The 20,825-nt window shown below is 54.9% G+C and carries 16 protein-coding genes and 1 rRNA gene; 7 read left to right on the forward strand and 10 right to left on the reverse strand.

The features are described 5' to 3' along the window. Positions 1 to 97: 97 nt before the first annotated feature. From F451_RS0110000 to F451_RS0110015, 4 genes are all read left to right on the forward strand, one after another. The gene (locus F451_RS0110000; protein ID WP_020681234.1) at positions 98 to 358 is read left to right on the forward strand and encodes a hypothetical protein; all 261 of its coding nucleotides are present in this window, start codon (positions 98 to 100) and stop codon (positions 356 to 358) included. 143 nt (positions 359 to 501) lie between these two features. After that, the gene (locus F451_RS0110005) at positions 502 to 2,418 is read left to right on the forward strand and encodes an ABC transporter substrate-binding protein (RefSeq protein WP_020681235.1); all 1,917 of its coding nucleotides are present in this window, start codon (positions 502 to 504) and stop codon (positions 2,416 to 2,418) included. A gap of 18 nt (positions 2,419 to 2,436) precedes the next feature. After that, on the forward strand, positions 2,437 to 2,916 hold the full coding sequence (locus F451_RS0110010; RefSeq protein WP_020681236.1) for a YbhB/YbcL family Raf kinase inhibitor-like protein: 480 nt from the start codon (positions 2,437 to 2,439) through the stop codon (positions 2,914 to 2,916). A 183-nt stretch (positions 2,917 to 3,099) separates the two neighbouring features. Beyond that, on the forward strand, positions 3,100 to 3,663 hold the full coding sequence (locus F451_RS0110015) for a carboxypeptidase-like regulatory domain-containing protein (protein WP_020681237.1): 564 nt from the start codon (positions 3,100 to 3,102) through the stop codon (positions 3,661 to 3,663). 94 nt (positions 3,664 to 3,757) lie between these two features. Here F451_RS0110015 and F451_RS0110020 read toward each other — a convergent pair whose 3' ends face one another. Next, the gene (locus F451_RS0110020) at positions 3,758 to 4,618 is read right to left on the reverse strand and encodes a M15 family metallopeptidase (RefSeq protein WP_020681238.1); all 861 of its coding nucleotides are present in this window, start codon (positions 4,616 to 4,618) and stop codon (positions 3,758 to 3,760) included. Positions 4,619 to 5,470: 852 nt separating this feature from the next. Between F451_RS0110020 and F451_RS0110025 the strand changes: the two genes are divergently transcribed. Then, on the forward strand, positions 5,471 to 6,043 hold the full coding sequence (locus F451_RS0110025) for a response regulator (protein ID WP_020681239.1): 573 nt from the start codon (positions 5,471 to 5,473) through the stop codon (positions 6,041 to 6,043). A gap of 29 nt (positions 6,044 to 6,072) precedes the next feature. Here the strand turns inward: F451_RS0110025 and F451_RS26700 are convergent, their stop codons facing one another. Genes F451_RS26700 through F451_RS25265 form a run of 5 tightly spaced genes read right to left on the reverse strand, consistent with a single transcriptional unit; the run spans position 6,073 to position 13,832 of the window. Beyond that, entirely contained in the window at positions 6,073 to 8,295 is a 2,223-nt protein-coding gene (locus F451_RS26700; RefSeq protein ID WP_083928400.1) for an ATP-binding protein, read from the reverse strand. Beyond that, positions 8,276 to 9,115 (reverse strand): phosphate/phosphite/phosphonate ABC transporter substrate-binding protein, encoded by an 840-nt coding sequence (locus F451_RS0110035; RefSeq protein WP_020681241.1) that lies wholly within the window; start codon positions 9,113 to 9,115, stop codon positions 8,276 to 8,278. The genes F451_RS26700 and F451_RS0110035 overlap by 20 nt, the downstream gene beginning before the upstream one ends. Position 9,116: 1 nt before the next feature. Beyond that, positions 9,117 to 10,226, reverse strand: coding sequence for an HD domain-containing phosphohydrolase (locus tag F451_RS0110040; RefSeq protein WP_020681242.1), 1,110 nt, complete (start codon positions 10,224 to 10,226; stop codon positions 9,117 to 9,119). Next, positions 10,216 to 11,976 (reverse strand): sensor histidine kinase, encoded by a 1,761-nt coding sequence (locus F451_RS0110045; protein ID WP_020681243.1) that lies wholly within the window; start codon positions 11,974 to 11,976, stop codon positions 10,216 to 10,218. Before F451_RS0110045 ends, F451_RS0110040 begins: the two co-directional genes overlap by 11 nt. A 29-nt stretch (positions 11,977 to 12,005) precedes the next feature. Then, positions 12,006 to 13,832: an ATP-binding response regulator gene (locus F451_RS25265; RefSeq protein WP_083928401.1), complete on the reverse strand. Its 1,827-nt coding sequence runs from the start codon at positions 13,830 to 13,832 to the stop codon at positions 12,006 to 12,008. 253 nt (positions 13,833 to 14,085) lie between these two features. Here F451_RS25265 and F451_RS26710 point away from each other — a divergent pair, with 253 nt between their 5' ends. Continuing rightward, positions 14,086 to 14,907: a type 2 periplasmic-binding domain-containing protein gene (locus F451_RS26710; protein WP_020681246.1), complete on the forward strand. Its 822-nt coding sequence runs from the start codon at positions 14,086 to 14,088 to the stop codon at positions 14,905 to 14,907. Continuing rightward, positions 14,898 to 16,580, forward strand: coding sequence for a PAS domain-containing sensor histidine kinase (locus F451_RS26715; RefSeq protein WP_020681247.1), 1,683 nt, complete (start codon positions 14,898 to 14,900; stop codon positions 16,578 to 16,580). Before F451_RS26710 ends, F451_RS26715 begins: the two co-directional genes overlap by 10 nt. Positions 16,581 to 16,819: 239 nt before the next feature. On the opposite strand, the gene codA is transcribed toward F451_RS26715, so the two are convergent. From codA to rrf, 4 genes are all read right to left on the reverse strand, one after another. Then, a complete protein-coding gene (gene codA, locus F451_RS25280) occupies positions 16,820 to 18,100 on the reverse strand; it encodes a cytosine deaminase (RefSeq protein ID WP_051103924.1) in 1,281 nt (426 codons plus the stop codon). Positions 18,101 to 18,133: 33 nt separating this feature from the next. Continuing rightward, complete coding sequence (locus F451_RS28810; protein ID WP_020681249.1) at positions 18,134 to 18,433, reverse strand: helix-turn-helix domain-containing protein; 300 nt, start codon at positions 18,431 to 18,433, stop codon at positions 18,134 to 18,136. Between the two features lie 156 nt (positions 18,434 to 18,589). Continuing rightward, positions 18,590 to 19,846 (reverse strand): cytosine permease, encoded by a 1,257-nt coding sequence (gene codB, locus F451_RS0110080; protein ID WP_026291664.1) that lies wholly within the window; start codon positions 19,844 to 19,846, stop codon positions 18,590 to 18,592. A gap of 761 nt (positions 19,847 to 20,607) precedes the next feature. Beyond that, positions 20,608 to 20,723 (reverse strand): 5S ribosomal RNA (rrf, locus tag F451_RS0110090). Between the last annotated feature and the right edge of the window lie 102 nt (positions 20,724 to 20,825).

Genomic DNA, 20,825 nt, shown 5'->3' on the forward strand with positions numbered 1-20,825 from the left:
GGCCGGACCGATGCATCCTTTACGTCGGTGCCCGGATAACCTTGCGACGCTCTTTGCACTACACTGCCTGAAACCAGTGAAGCCCCGGGGTAACCTGATGCCACCATTGATAAACGGACTGTCCAGCGGTACGGCATTGCTGCACCAGGCTCAGTCCCAAATCCACCGCAACGCCAGTCAGCTGGCGCAGGTGGCGGGCGCGACAAGTACCGATGCCAGCCCGAGCACGCCTGCAGTTGTCACTGTCATCGAATCCCTCGCGTCGCTGCAGCAGGCCGAAACCTATGCGCTGTCCGGCCTCAAGGTGATCCAGGCGGCGGACAATGTAATCGGCAGTCTGCTCGATATACGCATCTGAGCCCCTGTGCCAGGCCCTGCGCCGCACTATTCACAATACACACTGCCTCAAGCATCTAAACTGAACCTATAAAGACGCTCGGGTATCCCGAACGGAGTCGGCCTGCTGCAGTGCCGCCATGACCGTCAATACGAGACAGTCCCATGAGCCAGCCCCAGGGTCAGCGAAAACTTGCCGCCATCCTCAGTGCCGATGTCGTCGGCTATTCCCGCCTGATGGGCGAGGATGAACAGGCGACGATCCAGACGCTCAAGGAATACCAGCAGGCCATTGGCCGTGTGATCGAACGCCACCAGGGCCGCATCGTCGACGCCCCCGGCGACAATATCCTGGCCGAATTTCCCAGTGCCGTGGAAGCCGTCAATGGTGCGGTCGAGATTCAGAAAGTACTGGAAGGACGCAACTTCGAGCTGCCGCCGGAACGGCGCATGGAGTTTCGCATCGGTGTGAACCTGGGCGATGTGATTGAAGATGACAGCGGCATTATCTTCGGTGATGGCGTCAACATTGCCGCGCGCATGGAGGCACTGGCCGAGCCTGGCGGCATCTGCATTTCCAGCTCGGTATATGATGCGGTAGAAGGCAAAGTACACTTCGGTTATGACTTCCTGGGCGAGCAGCACGTCAAAAACATCGCCAAGCCCATCAACGTATACCGGGTACGCGCCAGTGATCAGCAGCCGCCCCGAGTGACCCGCGCACCGGCCTGGCTGCTGGCAACATTCGGCGCACTGGCGGGAGTGAGTATCGGTGCACTGGTCGTCTGGCTCGCGTTCAGCCCTGCGCCGGCCGAACCGCCCGCACCGACGCCCGCCCCTGCAGCAGCAACAGCGCCGGCAGAGCCGGGCGAAGCGTCACCCTACCTGCTGATAGGACAGCTGGTTGACCAGAGCGGGATCGCGTCGGGCACCGGGCGCATCTACGGCCAGGCGATGATTGATGCAAGCAACTGGATCAACGCCAATGGCGGTATTAACGGCCGCCTGATCGATCTGGATACCGTCGATACCTCCTATCTGGTACCCCGTGCGCTGGAAGGTTACCGAAAGTGGAAAACGCAGAATGTGCTGGCCATTCACGGCTGGAGCACCCCGTCCACCGAAGCCCTGGTCAGCGCGGTTGCCGAGGACGAAATACCCTATTTCTCAGCGTCCTACGCCGCCTCGCTAACGGACCCGACGGGGCGTGGAAGCGGTGGACGGGCCGCGCCCTACAATTTTTTCTACGGCCCGTCCTACTCCGATGCCTGCCGGGGTCTGGCCCAGTGGGCGAGTGAAGACTGGAAAGCGCGCGGTAATACGACCGCGCCCCGCTTTGTCCACATGGGTGAAAACCACCCCTATCCCAATGCACCCAAAAAAGCCTGTCAGGCCTATGCCGAGGAGCTCGGTTTCGAGGTTCTGCCGGTGATTGCTGTATCCATGACTCCGGCCGATTTCAGCGCGCAGTGCGAACAGCTCAAAACCTCGGGGGCCGACTATGCCTACCTGGCGAACACCACCGCATCGGTTTCCGTCCTGCTGACCACCTGCCAGGCACTGCAGGTGAAGACTCAGTTCATGGTGAATATCTGGGGCTTCGATGAAAATGTGATGAAGGCCGCCGGTACCGGCGCCGACGGCGTGGTCTGGGTCATGGGCGCCGCCAAGTGGGGTGACGACGTGCCCGGCATGTATACCGTGCAGGAGGTGTCGAAGATGTCGGACCCCAGCGGGACGACTTACCGGCCAGTGCACTACATTCGGGGCGTGTGCACCCTGTTCTACATCCGCGAGGCCATCGCCTGGGCCGACAGGCATGGTGGCCTCAGCGGTGCCAATATAAAAAAGGGCATGTACCAGCATCAAAACTGGGTACCGGAGGGGCTTGAAGGCGTGTGTCCACCGGCGACCTGGACCCCCGAAGATCATCGGGGCGTTACCCGGGTGCTGGTCTATCGCAGCCATATTACGGGGCCAACCGATGCCGAGGTGCCGGAGCTGATCGACAAGGGAATCATCCAGATGGAAAAAGTCTATTCCGTCGATATCCCGCGCCGGCCGGAATGGCTCGGGCTCTGAACCAACAGGGGTTTTCTGATGACTATTTCAATCAGCTCATCCGCCTTTTCAGACGGCGCACATATTCCAAAAATACATACCTGCGAGGGGCGTGATAGTGCTCCACCGCTGCAATGGCAGGGAGTGCCGGCACAGGCACAAAGCCTGGTGCTTATCGTCGATGATCCCGATGCCCCGGATCCCGCTGCGCCAAAAATGACCTGGGTGCACTGGGTCCTCTACAACCTGCCGCCGGACTGCACAGGCTTGCCCGAAAATGCAGGCCCCGGTGACTTGCCCGCCGGCACCGGCGAAGGCCTGAACGACTGGCAACGCACCGGTTATGGCGGCCCCTGCCCGCCGATCGGCCGGCACCGCTATTTCCACAAGCTCTATGCGCTGGATTGCCGCCTGGATACGCTTGGCGACAAGCCCGACAAGGCACAGGTGGTTGCGGCAATGCAAGGTCATATACTGGCCGAAGCGCAACTGATGGGGACTTACCAGAAGGGCGACTGAACGTTTGCACAAACCCGTGCTCGAGGACTGGGTTGCGATGCATACAGAATTCGGCACAGCTCATTCGCCCGCAAAGATGGCTCCGGCAAAGGGCCAAAAGCCGGATTTCCATTCGGCGCCAGGCGAAGCTCGCCCCGCTCGCTTACACTTCAGACACCTTCCACTTGATAAACGGTGAAGCCGATGGGACGACACCACCCCTATCTCACATCGATTGCGCTGGCCCTGTTCCTGCTGGCGTCCTTCAATATCAGCGCAGCGCCCTCCATGGCGCCAGACCACCGCTACACCATAAAAGGGTTCGTGCTGGATGAGCAGGATAATCCGCAGGTCGGCGTCAAGGTGGTGGCGACCGCCAATAACGGCATGTCCGACCAGCGCACGACGGACCGTCGCGGCTTCTACCAGATCAGGCTGCATTTTCACAACGAGGATCTCGGCCGACTGGTGACAGTAAGGGCCGGCGAGCAGGAGACACGCATTCGGGCGACCTTCGATCCGAAAGACGGCACGACAAATCGCGAGCACAATCTCAATTTCATTGGCGCGACCATCACCGAGACAGACCTCGGTTTTCGCGGCCTTCCGACCTGGGCTTACGTTGCGGCCGGGCTGTCTGTTTTGCTGCTCGCCGCGGCGCGAGGTGCAAGGCTGCTGAAAAGGCGCAGGCGGCGCCTATCGAACCAGGAGCACAAATCGCACAGTCGGGTTAAAAGCCGGTCACGTCGAAAATCTCGCGCGAGGTAACCTGAAAGCAGGCACCGGAGCCCGGTACGCGGCAGATGCGAAACACCCGCCACTGGGCACTTAACAGCCGGCTCCTTCCTTCTGCGCAAACGCCCTACGGCATGGCCTCGAGCACATTGCTGATGCAGACCTGCCGTGATGCATTGTGCTTGTCGGCACTCTTATTGGGTTCGCGGCACGCCTTATACATGGAAATGTACTCGTCAATCAGGCCTTGACCCTCGGCGAAATTTCTAGCGGCAAGCGTATCCACAAAGGAGCGCGGACCAATCTGAAAGTGCTGGTAATCGATAGGATAATTCCAGTCTCCGCCCCACACAAAAAAGCCATGCCTGGCGAACAGGTCAACAACCTCTTCGGCCATACCCTCCCGTGCCGGCTTGCCCGGGCGCTCTTGCGAGCGGTTGACGGAATAATATGCGCTCCTGGACGGACTGACCTTGGCCAGCCCGTCTTCAGCAATATCGATGAACGGATTTTGTACAGGGTTTATATCAATGGCGGCGCCATACGCATGCATTGACCACTTCGACCCACCGGTAATCGCCCGGCCATTAAATGCTGACGTATTGTTGTCGGCCATGGAGGCCTGATCGTCACCGCCATACGCCTCGACTGGCGCGGCCTTGGCAATGTAGAACTTTCTTTCCAGCAGTTCGTCTGTCAGGGATGCCACGTGCGGTGCAATGCTATCAAGTACGACAAGCTCGCCATCGCTCTTGATTACACCCGTATCCGAGACGTAGCGAAAGCGTACCTTGCTCAGACGGTGACAGGGCACAGGGTTGTTGGCCGTAATGACGCCCCGGGATTCAAGCGTCTTGCAGTCTGCACGACTCAACACCTTGAAGGAGGCCTTGGAATGGACGCCGGTTTCGCTTAAAGCCGACGGCGCGTAAATCACATTGAGCAGAACGAGTGTGGAGAGTGCTTTTTTAGCCATGGATAGGTGCATAACTGTCTCTTTTTGGAATATTCGATGCGTGTGACCGGTTGGCGAACCTGTGGCACTGTCATGAGCACTCAATGAGTGCGGATGAGCACACGGTAGAAATATATTTACGCGGCTCATGCCATTCGGTCTGATTGGGACAGAATATTTCCGTCTTCGCAACTTTCAGTGAGATTTGCGTTAGCCCGCTGCCCAGCCGCTATTTCATCTGAGCCGATTACCGCCACGATTTTCAGGCCAGACCCCGTAACCCGATTAGAACCTGGTCACACGAGGGCTTTACTCAGACGATTCTGGGCGACGGGCCTGCCACGTACTCTTTCACGGTGTTAACGGCGGTAAGACTGTGGCACGGGGTTGGACTGCTGATTTCTTTGTGCCAGGCCTGCATTGAGCGTCGACATGAACGCCACTGAACCTGGTTTGTGTATGCGCCGAGACGGCTCACTTAAACGCTCGCTCAGCGTCAGGTAATCCTGAGGCACCATTGAGATCGCCGGCACAGGTGCAGCGGTGGTCGCTATCAGCGTACCGCTTTGTGTTTTGTGTTCTCGAGAGATCCCAATAGCCAAACCTCGGTCTGATGCGACCACCGGAGACTAACCGGACCGAAAAAAATACCGGTATCCAGATAAAATTGGCGATGGGTACAAGTCGGCTCACGAAGTCACGTGTCCTGGCGGTTTCTATCACCTTTGAGACCCGTCACCCCACCCAACGGTCTAGGCCTTTATGCGACAGGGATACTTTCAGTGTCAGCCAGAAATTTTGATATGGAAAAAACTGCAAATACGATAAAATGATCAAGGTGAATTACGATAATGGTACCGTGCAACTATCAAACTCTTGGTTGAAATGAATTCGAAAACACTTATCAGCAGCTCCGAAGCCGCCAAGATGCTCAACGTGTCACTTCGCACCGTACAGCTTTGGGTCGAGAAAGGCGTATTGACTGCCTGGAAAACTCCGGGCGGTCATCGCCGCATAGCCCTGGAGTCGGTGCAGAACCTCCTTCACGAACAGAATGTCCAGGCGGGGTTTATCACCGAAAAAGCCAAGGTGCTGGTTGTCGAAGATGATGCTCGTCAGAGAAAACTTTATAGCAAGTTTTTTGCGCGCTGGCCGTTAAATATCGAACTCAAGATGGCGGAAGACGGCTTCCAGGGCTTGATGGCTGTCGGTTCCTTTACGCCGGACCTATTGATCACCGACCTGATGATGCCTGCAATGGATGGTGTTCAGATGATTAATGCGATTCGCGAGCAGAAAGATGCGGCGGATCTGAAGATTATCGTCGTGACGGCTATGGATCGGGATGCTCACGAGGTGACCCAGCTGCGCTCCCAGGGAATCACCGTACTGCAAAAACCGCTGTCCTTTGAGGAACTCAAACAGAATATCAAGAGCAAGGTCTCTATGGTTTCCTGAAAGCGGCAGGCAAAACACGCAAACAGATTTCAGCAGGTTTCCTCTGCACGCGAGTACTCGCTACCCAGATAACGATCCATAACCTTATTGAACCGGGCGATATCGATCGGTTTGATCAGGTAGTCATCAAACTTGCTGGCCTCGATCCGGCCTATATCGTCCCGCATGGCGTTCGCTGTCACCGCGACAATCGGCGTACCCTGTATGGCGGGAATTCGCTTGAGCTGGTCCAGTGCTTCGAAACCGTTCATACCGGGCAGGTTGATATCCATCAGTATCAGCGCCAGCGGCTCCCGGGCGGCGATCTCCAGCCCCTGTTCCGCCGTTGTGCTTTTAAGAAATTCAACGTCACCTCTCATGTTGGCCAATTTTGCCATTAACCGCATATTGGCGGGGTTGTCTTCCACATAGAGGACTTTGCGCAAGCTGGGTATCGGTTCCGACACCAGGATCTCTGTCCCAGCCCGGGGCAGTTCAAACCAAAAAGTGCTGCCCTGTCCCGGTTGACTGATCACACCGATGTTACCGCCCATAGCCTCCACCAGCCGTTTGCAAAGGGCAAGACCGATACCTGTGCCTTCGGTCCCATCATAGGGCGACTCCAGGCGTTCGAAAGGCTGAAACAGTCTGGACTGATCTTGCGCAGCAATGCCGGGGCCGGTATCGACAATATCGACCCGCAATCGGGTTGGCTCCTCGGCCACACTAACGTCAATGCTGATGCGGCCAGCCTCGCAATTGTACTTGATGGCGTTGGAGAGCAAGTTGATGAACAGCTGCGTTAGCCGGCCTTTATCGGCGATAACCGAAGCGTCGCCCCTAAATTCAGGAAGCCGTATCTCGATACGGCGTTTCTGTATCAGCGGGCGCAGTTGGCCGATCACTTTGTTTACCGAGACACCGATATCCAGAGGCTCCAGGTCAAGGTCGATTCTGCCCTCCTCAATGCGGCTGAGATCCAGCACTTCGTTTACCAGCTGTACCAAATGTTCGCCAGCGTGAACGATTTCCGCAACGTTTTCCCGCTGCGTGTCCCCCTGCATTTCTTCGTCCAACGCTAACAGTTGGCCAAAGCCGATGATCGCGTTCAACGGCGTACGCAGTTCGTGACTCATGCGGGAGAGAAACTCCGACTTGGCGCGATTGGCCTTTTCCGCCCTGTCGAAGGCGCAAAGAAGTTCTTGATGCGCTTCGAGGGCTTGGGTGATATCGATGGCGATCACCACCAGTTTGACCTCACCGGCAAGGCACATAGAGCGCAGGTAAAGACGAAGCGGAACCATACCACCGTCCTTGCGCCTCCCCTGCTTCTCCGATTCGAGAGTCTGGTTGGGATTGGCACTGAAACTGTCTGCCATCTCCGCGGCACACTGGTCTCCAGGGAAAAGGCTCAGGCAGGGCTGACTGATAATTTCAGCTTTGCTATAGCCGAAAATATCTTCGGTTGTATGGTTGATATCCTCGACCCGCCCCTGCTGGTTGATCACCAACAGCGCGCCGGGAATAGACTCCAGAACCGTGCGGTAACGCGTAGCGTTGTCGTTGGCCTGGCCGAGCGCCCGCTCCACTTGCAAATTCGACTTTTTCAACTGCTCCTGCATGTGGATGAAGGCTTCCCCCAGTCCTCCGGTTGCCCGGGCGGCATGCTCAGGAACAGGGGTCGTAAGGTCTCCATCAGCGATCCGTCTGGCCGCCCTCGTCAGCGAGAATATCGGCCGCCCGATGACCAGATATTGGAGCACCAGCAATACCAGCAGCCCAATTGCGCCGATCATCAGGATCAGCCTCTCCAGCGATTCAACATGCTCATCGATTTCCATGAGCTCACCGTGCGCATCAATGCTGAGCTGTATGCTGCCGAGCACCTCGCTGCCCACCCTGATTGGCATGCTGAGCAAAATAGGGTCGACATGCTTCACCTCATCCTGGCGTGGGGACAAAGGGAAAAGCAGCTCTCCCTTCGTGCCCAAAAGCACTACCCTCAACGCTTCATCACTGTTGGTCCTCTCCAGCTGGTGCAGCAGATCGTAGATAGCTCCAAAGTCTGAAGCGAGCATATAGTTCTCAATACCCGGCAAAATGTTTCGCAGTACATCCTCTTCCCGTTCGCTGATCCGCGCCTTTTCCGTTTCCAGTAGTTGCGGCCCCCAAACGGTGTGCACGATAACGCCAAAAACAGCCAAGACCAACATGACCGGAAGGATCAACTGAAGGTGCAGCTGCAGTTGCGAGTTACTCTTCATAAACGGCATCAAGCCCCATTTCGGCCAGCGGCAGGTAATCCGCTTGAGAGGCAGACCCGATCCTTGTTATGGGAATATGTGCCAACAGCTCGCGTCCAGCCTCCGTCTCTCCCAAGGCCAGGAACGCGGCTTTCAGCCGGGCACTTGTCTCAGCGGGTACCCGCGGGTGAACACTGATGGGGTGGGGAGGAACCCGGACCGTCTCATAGAGCACGCGTAGCTGATCACGCACCTCTGGTGGCTGTTCATTAAAGGTCCTCATCACGCCGCCCCCAGCGCTGGTTTTCCCCAACGCGGTGTTCAGGTAAACGGAGGTATGCGTTTTCACGTAAAGGGGGGTGATATCCACGTGAAACTTGTTGTGGAAGTCTGCACGCATCATCAGGGAGGCGCCCAGGGCGTTGGGTGCGGGAAAGGCCACGGTTTTACCGGCGAGCTCCTCCACACGTTGAATCGGACTGTTCTTCGGCACCACCAGAATTCCGAACAACTGCTTGCTGCTATCTTTAAGGATCGGAATATAGCCTTGCTTTTGATTGGCGATCACCTGGTGATAGGGGTTCAGATAGACCAAGTCAAATTCGCCCTGCTGCATCCGCTTTTCAAACTCCGGAATACTGGGGGAGCCGGACAACGTCAGCCTGATCCCGGTTCGCTGGGTCAGCTCGTCCAGTATCGGTTGCCAGGTGGTCTGAGTCCGGCGGGCATCAAACTGGGGCACGACGCCAACCGTTAACGGTGCCGTATGGGTTTGGGCAGAAGTGAGCGGGCTCAAAAGCGCCGTCCAGCCGGTCAGTAGCGTAAGCCAGAAGGCCAAATTCCATCTCATGTCAGGACTCCGTTTGTGCAAGGTGTGTAGGAGTAAGCTCCGGGTCCGCATCCCGGTATTGCTCCTTGATTGAAAGGATCTCGGTAAGGGCTTCCATAAAGGCGTCGACCACTTGGGGATCGAAATGGGAACCCGCGTCTTTTCTGATCAGAGCTGCGGCATCCTCGACCGACCAGGCCCGCTTGTAGGGGCGCACGGAGGTCAGGGCGTCAAATACGTCTGCGACGGCGACGATACGCCCGGCAAGGGGGATCTCCTCTCCCTTCAGGCCCTGCGGGTAGCCAGTGCCATCCCACTTCTCGTGATGTGTAAGGGCAATTTTTCTGGCTGTCACCATCAGTGTGGAGTCGTCGCCATCGAGGAGCCGGGCACCGATTTCAGGGTGGCGCTTGATAACCTCGAACTCCTCGGCGGTGAGCTTTCCCGGCTTCAGCAGAACGATATCGGGAATCCCGATCTTGCCGATATCGTGCATGGGGCTAGCGTGCAGGATGGTGTCGCACTCCGTTTTACTGAGGCCAAGACGTAGCGCTATAAGCCGGGAGTAGTGGCTCATTCGGCTGATGTGCAGACCCGTTTCGTTGTCTCGGTACTCGGCTGCACGCCCCAGGCGCTCGATGACCTGCAATCGGGTGTGCCTCAACTCTGCTGTACGCTGGCGTACCAGGTCGTCGAGTACACTCTTCTGGTCATAGACCATACGGTGGGCCATGTGGGCATCGAGCAGGTTGCGTACACGGGCTTGCAGCTCCGCCCGGTCAAAGGGCTTGCTGAGGAAATCCCGAGCGCCTTCGTTGAGGGAGCGCAGCTTGAAGTCCCTGCCTGTCTGCGCGGTCAGTACGATAATGGGAGGGAGGGTCGGATCGTCCAGTTCCTGCAGCTGGGCAAGGATTCCAAAGCCATCGATATGCGGCATGTTAAGGTCGAGAAGAATGAGGTCGGGCTTCTTCGATCGATAGTGATCTATCACCATCCTCGGATCCTGCACCAGAGTCACGTCCTTGTACCCCATGCTTGCCAGCATTTTTTGCAACAATTTGAGGTTCGGGGCCTCATCATCAATGACGAGTATCGATACCTCCGCCGGATCCACCTGCCAGTTACCGTTCATTGTTTGCCTCTTTTCTTTCAGAATTACCCGTATCGGTCACACTCTCAGGAGTCGACTCAGTACCCTGTTGTCGGGTATCGTCGAAGCTGGCTGTAAGCCAGGAAGCCGGTGGAAGGTCTACCCAAAAGCGGCTACCCACGCCGGGTGCGCTTTCCAGTCCGAGATCCCCGTTCATGAGCAACACCAGGCTTTTGGTAATGGTCAATCCGATACCCGTTCCCTTAACGGCACCGGCGCTTTCACCAACGCGGCTGAAAGGCTCAAACAGCCTGGCCTGGTCTTCCTCACCGATACCCCGACCGTTGTCCTCGACCTGGATCCTCACGCGATTTCCTGTTCGCACCGCAGTAAGGCTGACGGCCCCGCCCTCGTGATTGTATTTGACCGCGTTAGACAGCAAGTTAAGCACCACCTGTTTTAGACGTAACCGGTCAGCCTGTACGAAGAGCTCACCAGGAGCCGACGCATGCACGCTGACGGACTGCTGCCTGGCCATGGGAGCGATCAGCTTCCTGCTCTCTTCAAACAGTTCTGCAACGTCCACCGCTTCGACCGAGAGTTCCAGCCCGCCGGATTCAATCTTCGCCAGGTCCAGTACTTCGTTGATGAGTGTCAGCAGGTGTTCGCTGGCGGTCAGGATCTCACGGACACTCTCGCGCTGTTCCGCGTCCAGTTTGCCGTCGTAATCGAGTATCTGGGCAAACCCCATGATTGCATTCATCGGAGTGCGCAACTCATGGCTCATGGTAGAAAGGAAGGCGCTCTTGGCACGACTGTGTGCTTGTGCTCGATTGCGAGAGTCGCGACTGGACACGCCATAAGCAAGCGCCGCAGAACCCAGAAAACCGCAGAAAAGCAGCAATACGGAGGTACTGTTTAGCGGGGGCGAATCCAGCTTTACAGCGATCACCCAGGAGCCCCCGGGAAAGATGACCGGGACTTGAAGCGATGGATGTTCAAAAATGTCAGGGGATCCCAAAAACACCTCTCCCTCTTCGCCCAAGCCATGTTTTCCGCGAATCGCCAATGGATACCGCTCGGCAATCTTTTGCAGTCCCGCTGATTGATAGAGGGCCGGAATGTCGACCAGGACGGTCGCAAGCCCCCAGAAGTCATTCGGAATCTGCTGAGCATCGAAGTTATTGGGAAGCGCCTGGCCCAAACGCCGGTAACGTTCGGGCGAAAAAGCTCCAGCACGGGTGAAAAGTGCCAGACGGGCGATGATAGCCTCACCACCCTGGATCAGCTTGATTGGCCCCGCGACAATCAGGGTGCGTTTTTTGACTGTCTCTATTACCTGTTCGCGGCGGGCATCATCCACCAGCAAATCATGACCGATCGCCTTGCTGTTACTCTCCTCATTGGTAACGTAGGTGACCACGCCCTGAGGAGCGAGCTGCATGCTCATAATGCCGGGAATACGATTATCGAGGAAGCGAGTGAACTGCTCAAAGTTCTCTTTGAACTGGCGTTTTTGTTGCGGCGTTTCAAGCATTTCGGCACCTTGGATCTGCACGAAAGCACCCAGCGCGGTGGTTATCGAAAGCCGCGCGTGCAATGCCTGTTCGAGATCTGCCGATAGGCGGCTTAGGCTCTCGGCCGCCAAATCGCGCTGGATTTCTGCCGCCGCGCGCTGCTCATAATTTACAAAGCCCAGTGAGACAGCAAGACCAACAACCACAATCAGGCTAGGCAACAGCCATTTCATCGAGCGGTCGGTGCGACTGGTTTGGATGAGTTGGTTGGTCATATTTCGGCTTCAGAGAACTCTAAAAATGCTTATTTAAGCTCGTCGACCAGGGCGAGCAATCGGGTGATATTCAGCGGTTTGGTCAGGTAATCGTCAAACCCCGCCTGTTCACCCCGCGCTATATCCTGGGGCATGGCGCTGGCGGTCAACGCAACGACGGGAATATTGCGAAGCGCTTGATCGGCCCTCAGCCGCTCCAATACCTGGTAGCCGTTGAGACGTGGCATATTGATATCCAGGAGGATCAGTTCGGGAACATGGGCGGCGGCCAGCTCCAGTCCCAGCTCCGGCTCATGTGCGGTCAACAGGCGTACATGGGGGCGTTTGGCCATAATTTGGCTGACCAGCCGAATGTTGGCCGGATTATCTTCAATATAAAGGACCAGATGCTGATCGGGTTGCGGCAGTCCGTGCCTTTCCTGCTGTAAAGCCGCGGCATTCTCTGCCTCCCCTGAGTTCGTTCCTGGAACTTTGGGGAGTTCTATCCAGAAGCAGCTTCCCTGCCCTTCTTCGCTATCCATGCCGACCTGTCCGTCCATCAACTCGACCAGTGTTCGAGCAATGGACAAACCGATGCCGGTTCCTTCTATATCACTACTATCTGCTCCGAGCCGGTTAAAGGGCTGGAACAGAAGATGTTGTTTAGAACTGGGAATGCCTGGCCCGGTGTCGATGATGAAAAGACGCAAGTCACCGGCTTGATTCTCTTCCACCCGCAGTCGGACTGAGCCTTTGCGGTGGTTGTACTTGATCGCGTTGGACAACAGGTTGAGCAGAACCTGTTTTAGACGCAGACGATCAGCCTTTACCACCGGGCTTCCCGGGACAGTCAGATTCAAGTCGACTTCTTTGTTCACAGCCAAGGGAGCGAGCAGATCCTCGCACTCGGCAATCAGGTCGGGAATTGACACCGGCTCGATCGACATTTCAACTTTGCCGGACTCTATCTTGGCAAGATCCAGTACTTCGTTAATCAGTTCCAGCAGGTGAGCACCGGCACGGGCTATCTCGTGGACACTGTCCTGCTGATCGTCATCAAGTGTTTCGTCATATTCGAGAATCTGGGCAAAACCAAGAATGGCATTCATGGGCGTGCGCAGCTCATGGCTCATAGACGACAGAAATTCCGACTTTGCGCGACTGGCGCCCCATGCCTCTATTTCGAGTTCCTTCACCTGAGTGATATCGGTGCGGATTGAGATATAGCGCTCTGGGCGCCCTTGCTCATCAAGGACCGGATAGATGGCTGCTGCGACCCAGTAATTGGAACCGTCCTTGCGTCGATTACACTGTTCTCCACGCCAGACACGACCGCTGGTGATGGTATCCCATAACTGTTTATAAAAAGCAGGGGGATGGATATCGGATTTTATGAGGCGATGGTTCTCTCCAAGCAGCTCATCCAACTGGTATCCCGTAATGCCGAGGAATTTATCATTGGCATAGACGATGTTCCCGCAGCTATCTGTGATGCTGACAATCGCGTGGTGGTTAAGGGCGGTCACCAATTGGTTACGCACTGTGCTGCTATCAAGAGTCAGTGGTTCGATTGTCTCAGGGGCAAGACGGGGCCTGGGATTCGCAAAGTCGTCCTGCTCGATCTCATTCAGCAGACACTGAAGACCAGATTTCAAGTGTTCGTTGGCCGTGGGGCCAAGGCTCCCGAGAGACTTGGCCGCGAGCAGCGAGTGTTCGATGGCTTGACACAGGTGACTGGCTGGCTGGGCCAGGTCGGTATCTGTTGAGAGCTCCCGGACATCAGCCAGTAATTCATCGTGAACTCTTGTCCACCGGCTATAGCTGTCCAACTTGGTGAGCGCAACTCTAAGGCCTGCTTGCGGTTCCTTGGCATTCATAGATCCCTTCCTGCTTCTGACGAAATTCCGACCCTGCCTGACAGTATTGCCATTCAAATAAGCTAAGGTTGATGTAGTTTGCAACAGACTGAAGAGCTTGTTAGTATCAATATTATCATAATTACAGATTTTATCACTATTTTCACTACCGCCATTGATGATCTATATCACAACCCAACCTGAATGGGTGTAAGGCGCTCTTCCATCCAATCTAGTAGGCTGCTGTGACCGGCTGTACAAGGGAATAACGACCATGAAAAGGATTTTTGGGCTGACCTGGACCCTGATGTGCATGACACCTGCAATCCATGCAGAACCGGCCAAACTGTTTCAGGAGGTTAAGGGGGCAGGACCTTCTACACAGGTGGCAAAGCTCTTCTTTGAGCAGCTCGCCAGCCTAGATGCCGCCTCGGGCTATACCTTCAATGTTGAGGAGCGCTCCAGTAAGCATGCCGGGGGAGTGCGCGCCTCCAGCATATTCCTGTTTGGTCGAACCGGTCGCCCCCTGTCGCCTGAAGAGCGGGCACTGGGCAAGGAAGATCTTTTCCTGGCCAGCCTTCCTGTGGGATTTGTCGTGGGGCCAAGCGTCGGGCTGAACAAGCTGAGTATCGATCAGGTCAAGTCGATCTTCTGCCGTCAGGTAGACTCCTGGAGCGAACTGGGCGGGCCGGACGAGGCCATCTTCCGGGTGGGCCGAGAGCCCCAAGAGGCCGCCCTGTCCGTACTTAAAGTCAGCTACCCATTTTTGGACAACGCCCGTTATGATTCCACCCTCAAGCGTAATCATGCGGTGATCAATCTGCTCCAGGCACCGCCTGGACGATATGCAATTGCCTATGGGCCTTTGCCTAATTTTGACACGGCGTTAAGAGTCAGCATCGAAGGTGATCAGCCGTCACTGCCGATGGGACTGGTGTATGACATCTCCAACCGCGACCACCCTCTGGTCAAAGCCGCCAGGCGCTTTGCTCAGTCGAAACAGTGGAAAAGCTCGGTCAAGCAGCTGGGTTTGACCACGACTAATCTCCAACCCTCGCCCTCTAATGCGGTATCTGCAGCAACGGTATGTGGTTGAAGATTACAGTGCAACGAACTCTCTCTGGCATTATTGGTCGATGGGGACTTTTGGCTCTCGCTGGATTGGCGCTCATCATCGGGGCCACCACGTACAGTCTCTATCAGCAACAGAAGCAGGCGCTGGTAATCGCTTACGATCAGCAGATAAAATCTATTATTGAGGTTATCGGAACTCAAAGCCGAGAGCTAATACTGTCTTTTGACTGGCCTGTACTCCAACAACTGCAGCGCGACGCTTCTCGAAAGCCCTCGATCGTTCAAATCTGGATAGAAGATCTCTATTCCGAAAAGGTGTTTGGCAGCAACGCAACGCCGAGCCAGAGTGGCCTGCGACTTGTAACCCGAGACATCGAAGAGAATGGTGTTCTCGTAGGCCGCGTGTCCGCCTTCCTGTCGACTGAAAGTTTGCAACGTTCCTTGCGTCGAGCGCGATGGTTGGCGTCCGCTACCTTTGGGACAGCGTTGCTGGCCGTGCTCCTGATTGCGGGGCTATTTGCACGGAAGCTACGAGCCAGTCAGGAGCTCCTGACTCATCAATTGAACGAGCTTGCCCAGCAAAAGTTTGCACTGGATCAACATGCAATTGTCAGTATTACCGACCCACAGGGCAGCATTACCTATGTCAACGACAAGTTTTGCAGCGCCACCGGCTATTCGCGCGAGGAGCTAATAGGCAAGAACCATAGAATACTCAACTCCAACGAACACTCCAGACAGTTCTTTACAGAACTTTGGCAAACGATTTCCGGTGGGCAAGTGTGGAAGGGCGAGATTAAAAACCTTACTCGAACCGGTGAAGCTTGCTGGATGAAGTCTACTATCGTTCCTTTTAAAAACGAGGGCGACGAGGTCGTCGAGTATGTCTCGATTCGGACTGAAATAACGGATTGGAAGCAGGCACTGACGAATGCGCAACACGCCAGCCTGCAAGCGGAAAAAGCCAATCGGGCCAAGTCGGATTTTCTGTCGTCCATGAGCCATGAGTTGCGTACACCACTCAACGCAATTATCGGATTTAGCCAGCTTTTGGAGCTCGATGATGAAACACCGCTAAGCGAGAATCAGCGAGAAAATGTCGGGTATATCATTGAAGGCGGGAATCATTTGCTCAGCCTGATTAACGAACTGCTGGATCTGTCCAAAATCGACAGCGGAAATACCACTCTGAATATGGAGCCCATCCCCGTACTAGACTCGGTGGAGGCCAGTATTGCACTGATTCAAGCTCAGGCGAATCAGAAGAAGATAGCGTTAACCCTCAATAGAGAGGTGGCTGAGGGAGAGCAATTTTTTGCAGACAGCAGCCGTATGAGGCAAGTGTTATTAAACTTGCTATCCAATGCCATTAAATACAACCATAGTGACGGCAGTGGGACCGTAGAGGTTGGGTGCGACCTGGTGTCCGAAGACCGGATCAGACTTCATGTCCGTGACAACGGTTGCGGTATATCCACTGAGCATCAGGAAAAGCTGTTTACACCATTCAATCGACTCGGCCAGGAAGGGAGCGCAACTGAAGGTACTGGCATAGGGCTGGTAATCACTAGAAAACTGGTTGAAATGATGAACGGAAGTATTGGCGTTTACAGCCAAGCCGGAAAAGGAAGTACATTTTGGATCGAAATGGAACGAGCTCATACAACGGAAAAAGAATCTTTGTCCAACTCGTAAGAAAGCGTAAAAATTCCCGTTTTAGTGCTCGTCATTATTAGAGTTTATCCGGTCATTATAGCGAGCCATGACCTCCCATGGAGAGACAAGAAACTCCGATAAAAAGGTCAAATAGTCCCTATGGCAAGGGTCATTAACCCCGCCATCACAATAAAAAATAAATGGAGTTTTTACTTTATTCAGAGTAAAAATCAGTCAAAGCTTAACAAGATAAACCGCTGTATTTATCTAGCTATTCATCAAGACGCCGTCGTTAACTTGCTGGAAGCAGCATCACATAATGAAATGCTTTGCGTTATGCAAGAAGGTTCTCTGCGCATTAATACCTTCCCGCGGTGAACTGACATCAAGACTTCGCCTTGCTTACGCAATACGCTGTAGTCATCTTCACCGTCCAGAATTATAAAACTGGCCGGTTTACCGACTTCAATCCCGTATTCCTTCTCGATATTTAGCGTACGCGCACTGTTATCGGTGATTAAGTCCAAGGCCGAGCTGAAATCTTTATGCCCCATCATGTGACAGATATGCAGCCCGAAATCCAGGGTACGCAGCAGCTTGCCGTTCCCCAGGGAATACCAGGGATCGTAGATGGAATCCTGGCCAAAACACACATTCATCCCTGCCTCAGTGAGCTCCTTCACGCGTGTGAGCCCCCTGCGCTTGGGATAGGAATCAAAACGCCCCTGCAAATGAATGCTTTCGGTCGGGCAGGAGATAAAGTTGATCTGCGATTTTTTCAGGAGGCGGAACAGCTTCGAGCAGTAGGCGTTGTCATAGGAGCCCATCGCCGTGGTATGGCTGGCCGTAACTCGAGACCCAAGATCGTTCGCCAGGGCTTCGTACGCGAGCACCTCCAGGAAGCGAGAATTTGGATCGTCGGTCTCGTCGCAGTGAACATCAACCAAACGGTCATACTTCAGCGCCAATTCGATAACGGTCTTCATCGACTGCTCACCCAGTTCCCGGGTGTACTCGAAGTGCGGTATACCGCCGATCACGTCGACTCCGTACTCCAGCGCCTCCTCCATGTACTGGAGACCGTTGGGGTAGGACAGCAAACCATCTTGCGGGAAGGCAACGACCTGAATCCGGACCTTGTCTTTCAGCACATCCCGAATATCGCACAGCGTCTTGAGACCGATCAGGCTTGGATCTGAAATATCGGCATGCGTGCGGATGTGTTGCACACCATTGTTCACCAGAAGCTCAATCGTTTCCAGCGCTCTGCTACGTATGTCTTCCTCACTCAGCATCGGCTTGCGCTCGCTCCAGCACTGAATGCCTTCGAAAAGCGTACCGCTGATATTCCAGTTCGGCTCTCCAGCCGTCAGCGCAGCATCCAGATGAATATGGGGTTCAACGAAGGGTGCACACAGAAGCCTGCCCTGTGCATCAACCTCACCCTCAGAGAATGCCACAGAACCATCCTGTCGCTTTATCTCAGTAAATACGCCATCCTCAACCGTAAGGGAGTACAGCTCTTCACTCTTTCTTAACCGGGCATTGATAATTTTCATAATGCTCACTCTGACCTAATATGAATAAAGCTTTTACGAACCAATATTCTGGTTCAGAAAAATAATTTGCTCGATAAGCAGCACATTCTGCACATTGAGGCGAGAAAAAGAATCGTTCAAATTGTGCCCTATCAGTTTTTCTATACGTTTGAATCTAAGCGTATTACGGTGAATTCCCAGATATTCAGCCGCATGCTCCAAAATTCGGGACGGAATCTTTTGAATGTATTCAGAACCCGCCAGTATCACCAGTCCGGCGACGTCACACTTCACAGCGTCGTGAACGAGCTGTATCAGGTTGGTCTCATTACGGCGGTGATGGATACCCGTCACAAATACGAGTTCCCCCCTGTCACCCAGGGCACGAAGCTGTCGTTCTCCGCACAGTACGGCCAGCGTACCACCCTGCTGCCTCCTTGCAGGCCTGCGCGAAGGCGGATTTCTTCCAGCCTCGGCAGGCGCGTGATGCCAGCACAGGTGATAGCCATATCAGCCCCGAACCTCACCCAAAGCAGGCTGTTGTGCTAATGCTTTGACCAGAACCGTGTAGCACAGCATGGCGCAGAAGACACCGATCACCGGCGGCAATACCGGCGAGAAGTACGCAGCCGCAGAACCTATTGCGTAAGAGATTAGACCGGTCCAGTTGAACGCGGGCAGGCTGGCTTCCTGGAGTTTCGGATAGCTGCCACCATGCTTCACCCAGAAGTCAGCCATAATCACGCCGCCAATCGGAGGAATAAAGGTACCCAGAAGCACCAGGAACGGGATGAGCATGTTGTACATACCCCCCACAGCCAGCACGATGCCGATAATCGCACCACCGACCGTGACCAGGCGCCGCCTGTCTGTGCGCAGCAGGTTACAACCGGCAACCGCGAAGTTGTAAATGGTGTTGTCCTGCGTTGTCCAAATGTTGAGGAACAGCATCAGCACCGCAAGCACAACAAAGCCCTGCGCCAGCATCACATCAACAATATCGGCCTGCTGGTAGATCAGTGACCCAAGTGCACCCGTCAACACCATCAAGCCGTTACCCACAAAGAAAGCTGCCATTGTGGCAATAACAGCCACTCGCGGGCTTTTGGCAAAGCGGCTCCAGTTGGTTGCCTGAGTACCGCCAGAGACAAAGGTACCGATAACAACGGTAATTGCGGCGGCAAAGCTCATGCTTTCGCTGGGCTCTTGCCCCATCAAGCCGGCCAAGCCACCCGCGTCAACAAGACCGGTGTACAGGCTAACCAGAATAAACAGCATCATTGCCGGGACAGCAATACGAGACAGCCAGTCGAGACCTTTATATCCAATCATCGCCGTAATGCAGAAAGCGAACCCGAACAGGATCATCAAGGGAATCTCAAAGGATTCGGAAAGCCCCGTTGTTTTTACCAGTACGATGGCGATGGTAGCGATTCCCCAGGCGTACCAGCCGATTTGGGTGAATCCGAGTATAACGTCCGACAGCTTGCTTCCCGCTTCCCCGAAGCAGAAGCGGCCCATCAGCGCAGTGTTCAAACCACTTTTGCACGCGATGTAACCCAATGCCGCTGCATAGGCTCCCAGCAGCAGGTTGCCGATAATGATAGCCGATAGCAGCTCTTCAAACGCAAAGGCCTGACCGAGTGATCCTCCGGCCCACATTGTCGAGGTGAAGAAGGTGAAGCCGAGCAATATGACCGATATTGAGAGGAGCCCTTTACGCTTATCTTTGGGCACTTCGCTCAAAGGATAGTCCGTCGTTTCCATAGTCGTAACCCCAATTTAAATAGGAAGTTCGCAGTCTCAGTATTGGTTAGAGCAATTCCTATTCCACAGAGCCGACTCCCCCCACCCCATCAATAAATTGTTCACCAGTGACATGTTTAGCACCAAAACGTTGTGCATAGTGCACAACTAAAGACCATGGCAGATTAGCGCTGATTCGATCACGGACAACCTTGGGAACCGGGTTTTATCCTCCATGCTCAATAGTAGGGCATAGTGGTATATTTTGGAGCCCATGAACGCGCCCGGCAGACTTAGGGGCTCTGTTTAACCAAATATGTCACGCCGCAGGCTATGCCGAGCCATCCGGCGGCAGCGTGCACCTCGGTTCTCCAAGCAGATTGCGGCAGACCGTATCGATCCTGCTGTCACATCGCAGGACAGCTGAAAGTGGCGCTGTATCTTCACCATGTTAGGGTCATCGCCAGACAGCCAAAACAAAAACGTCCCGACCGAAGGTCGAGGCGTTTTTTTGTTTAAATAAACACTTGGCGATGATCTGACCTGGCATGCCCCCTGGATAGCTACAATGCACAACACTCGGAGATACCGTGTTGACGTTTCAAGGATGCACTAATTCCGCAGGAGCAGGGATGCTCAGGAGCGGTCGCGCACGAGCGCCGCGGCGGATAAAGCGCGGACGGGATCAGGCGCCTCTTTGCCTTCACTTTCTGCAGCGATTTTTTCCATTGCACAGACAAAAACGCCCCGACCAATGGCCGGGGCGTTTTCGTTGAATAAATGCTTGGCGATGACCTACTCTCACATGGGGAAACCCCACACTACCATCGGCGATACCGCGTTTCACTACTGAGTTCGGGATGGGATCAGGTGGTTCCACAGCTCTATTGTCGCCAAGCAAAACTTGTACAATACGGATTCTGGTCTCGACCGGCCTTGGCCTGTCGCGACGTACTTAATTCGAGGTGTGCGTGCGTTGTTTCAACGCCCTGTCTTGTCT

The sequence above is a fragment of the Marinobacterium rhizophilum DSM 18822 genome (genome assembly GCF_000378045.1).
GTDB lineage: Bacteria > Pseudomonadota > Gammaproteobacteria > Pseudomonadales > Balneatricaceae > Marinobacterium_A > Marinobacterium_A rhizophilum.

Excerpts from the sequence above, each read along its gene's own strand:
- F451_RS26715 (WP_020681247.1), top strand. The coding sequence starts at position 14,898 with ATGTGGTTGAAGATTACAGTGCAACGAACTCTCTCTGGCATTATTGGT.
- F451_RS0110000 (WP_020681234.1), top strand. The coding sequence starts at position 98 with ATGCCACCATTGATAAACGGACTGTCCAGCGGTACGGCATTGCTGCAC.
- F451_RS0110035 (WP_020681241.1), bottom strand. The coding sequence starts at position 9,115 with ATGAGATGGAATTTGGCCTTCTGGCTTACGCTACTGACCGGCTGGACG.
- F451_RS0110015 (WP_020681237.1), top strand. The coding sequence starts at position 3,100 with ATGGGACGACACCACCCCTATCTCACATCGATTGCGCTGGCCCTGTTC.
- codA (WP_051103924.1), bottom strand. The coding sequence starts at position 18,100 with ATGAAAATTATCAATGCCCGGTTAAGAAAGAGTGAAGAGCTGTACTCC.
- F451_RS26710 (WP_020681246.1), top strand. The coding sequence starts at position 14,086 with ATGAAAAGGATTTTTGGGCTGACCTGGACCCTGATGTGCATGACACCT.
- F451_RS0110045 (WP_020681243.1), bottom strand. The coding sequence starts at position 11,976 with ATGACCAACCAACTCATCCAAACCAGTCGCACCGACCGCTCGATGAAA.
- F451_RS0110025 (WP_020681239.1), top strand. The coding sequence starts at position 5,471 with ATGAATTCGAAAACACTTATCAGCAGCTCCGAAGCCGCCAAGATGCTC.
- codB (WP_026291664.1), bottom strand. The coding sequence starts at position 19,846 with ATGGAAACGACGGACTATCCTTTGAGCGAAGTGCCCAAAGATAAGCGT.
- F451_RS26700 (WP_083928400.1), bottom strand. The coding sequence starts at position 8,295 with ATGCCGTTTATGAAGAGTAACTCGCAACTGCAGCTGCACCTTCAGTTG.
- F451_RS0110040 (WP_020681242.1), bottom strand. The coding sequence starts at position 10,226 with ATGAACGGTAACTGGCAGGTGGATCCGGCGGAGGTATCGATACTCGTC.
- F451_RS0110010 (WP_020681236.1), top strand. The coding sequence starts at position 2,437 with ATGACTATTTCAATCAGCTCATCCGCCTTTTCAGACGGCGCACATATT.
- F451_RS0110020 (WP_020681238.1), bottom strand. The coding sequence starts at position 4,618 with ATGCACCTATCCATGGCTAAAAAAGCACTCTCCACACTCGTTCTGCTC.
- F451_RS25265 (WP_083928401.1), bottom strand. The coding sequence starts at position 13,832 with ATGAATGCCAAGGAACCGCAAGCAGGCCTTAGAGTTGCGCTCACCAAG.
- F451_RS0110005 (WP_020681235.1), top strand. The coding sequence starts at position 502 with ATGAGCCAGCCCCAGGGTCAGCGAAAACTTGCCGCCATCCTCAGTGCC.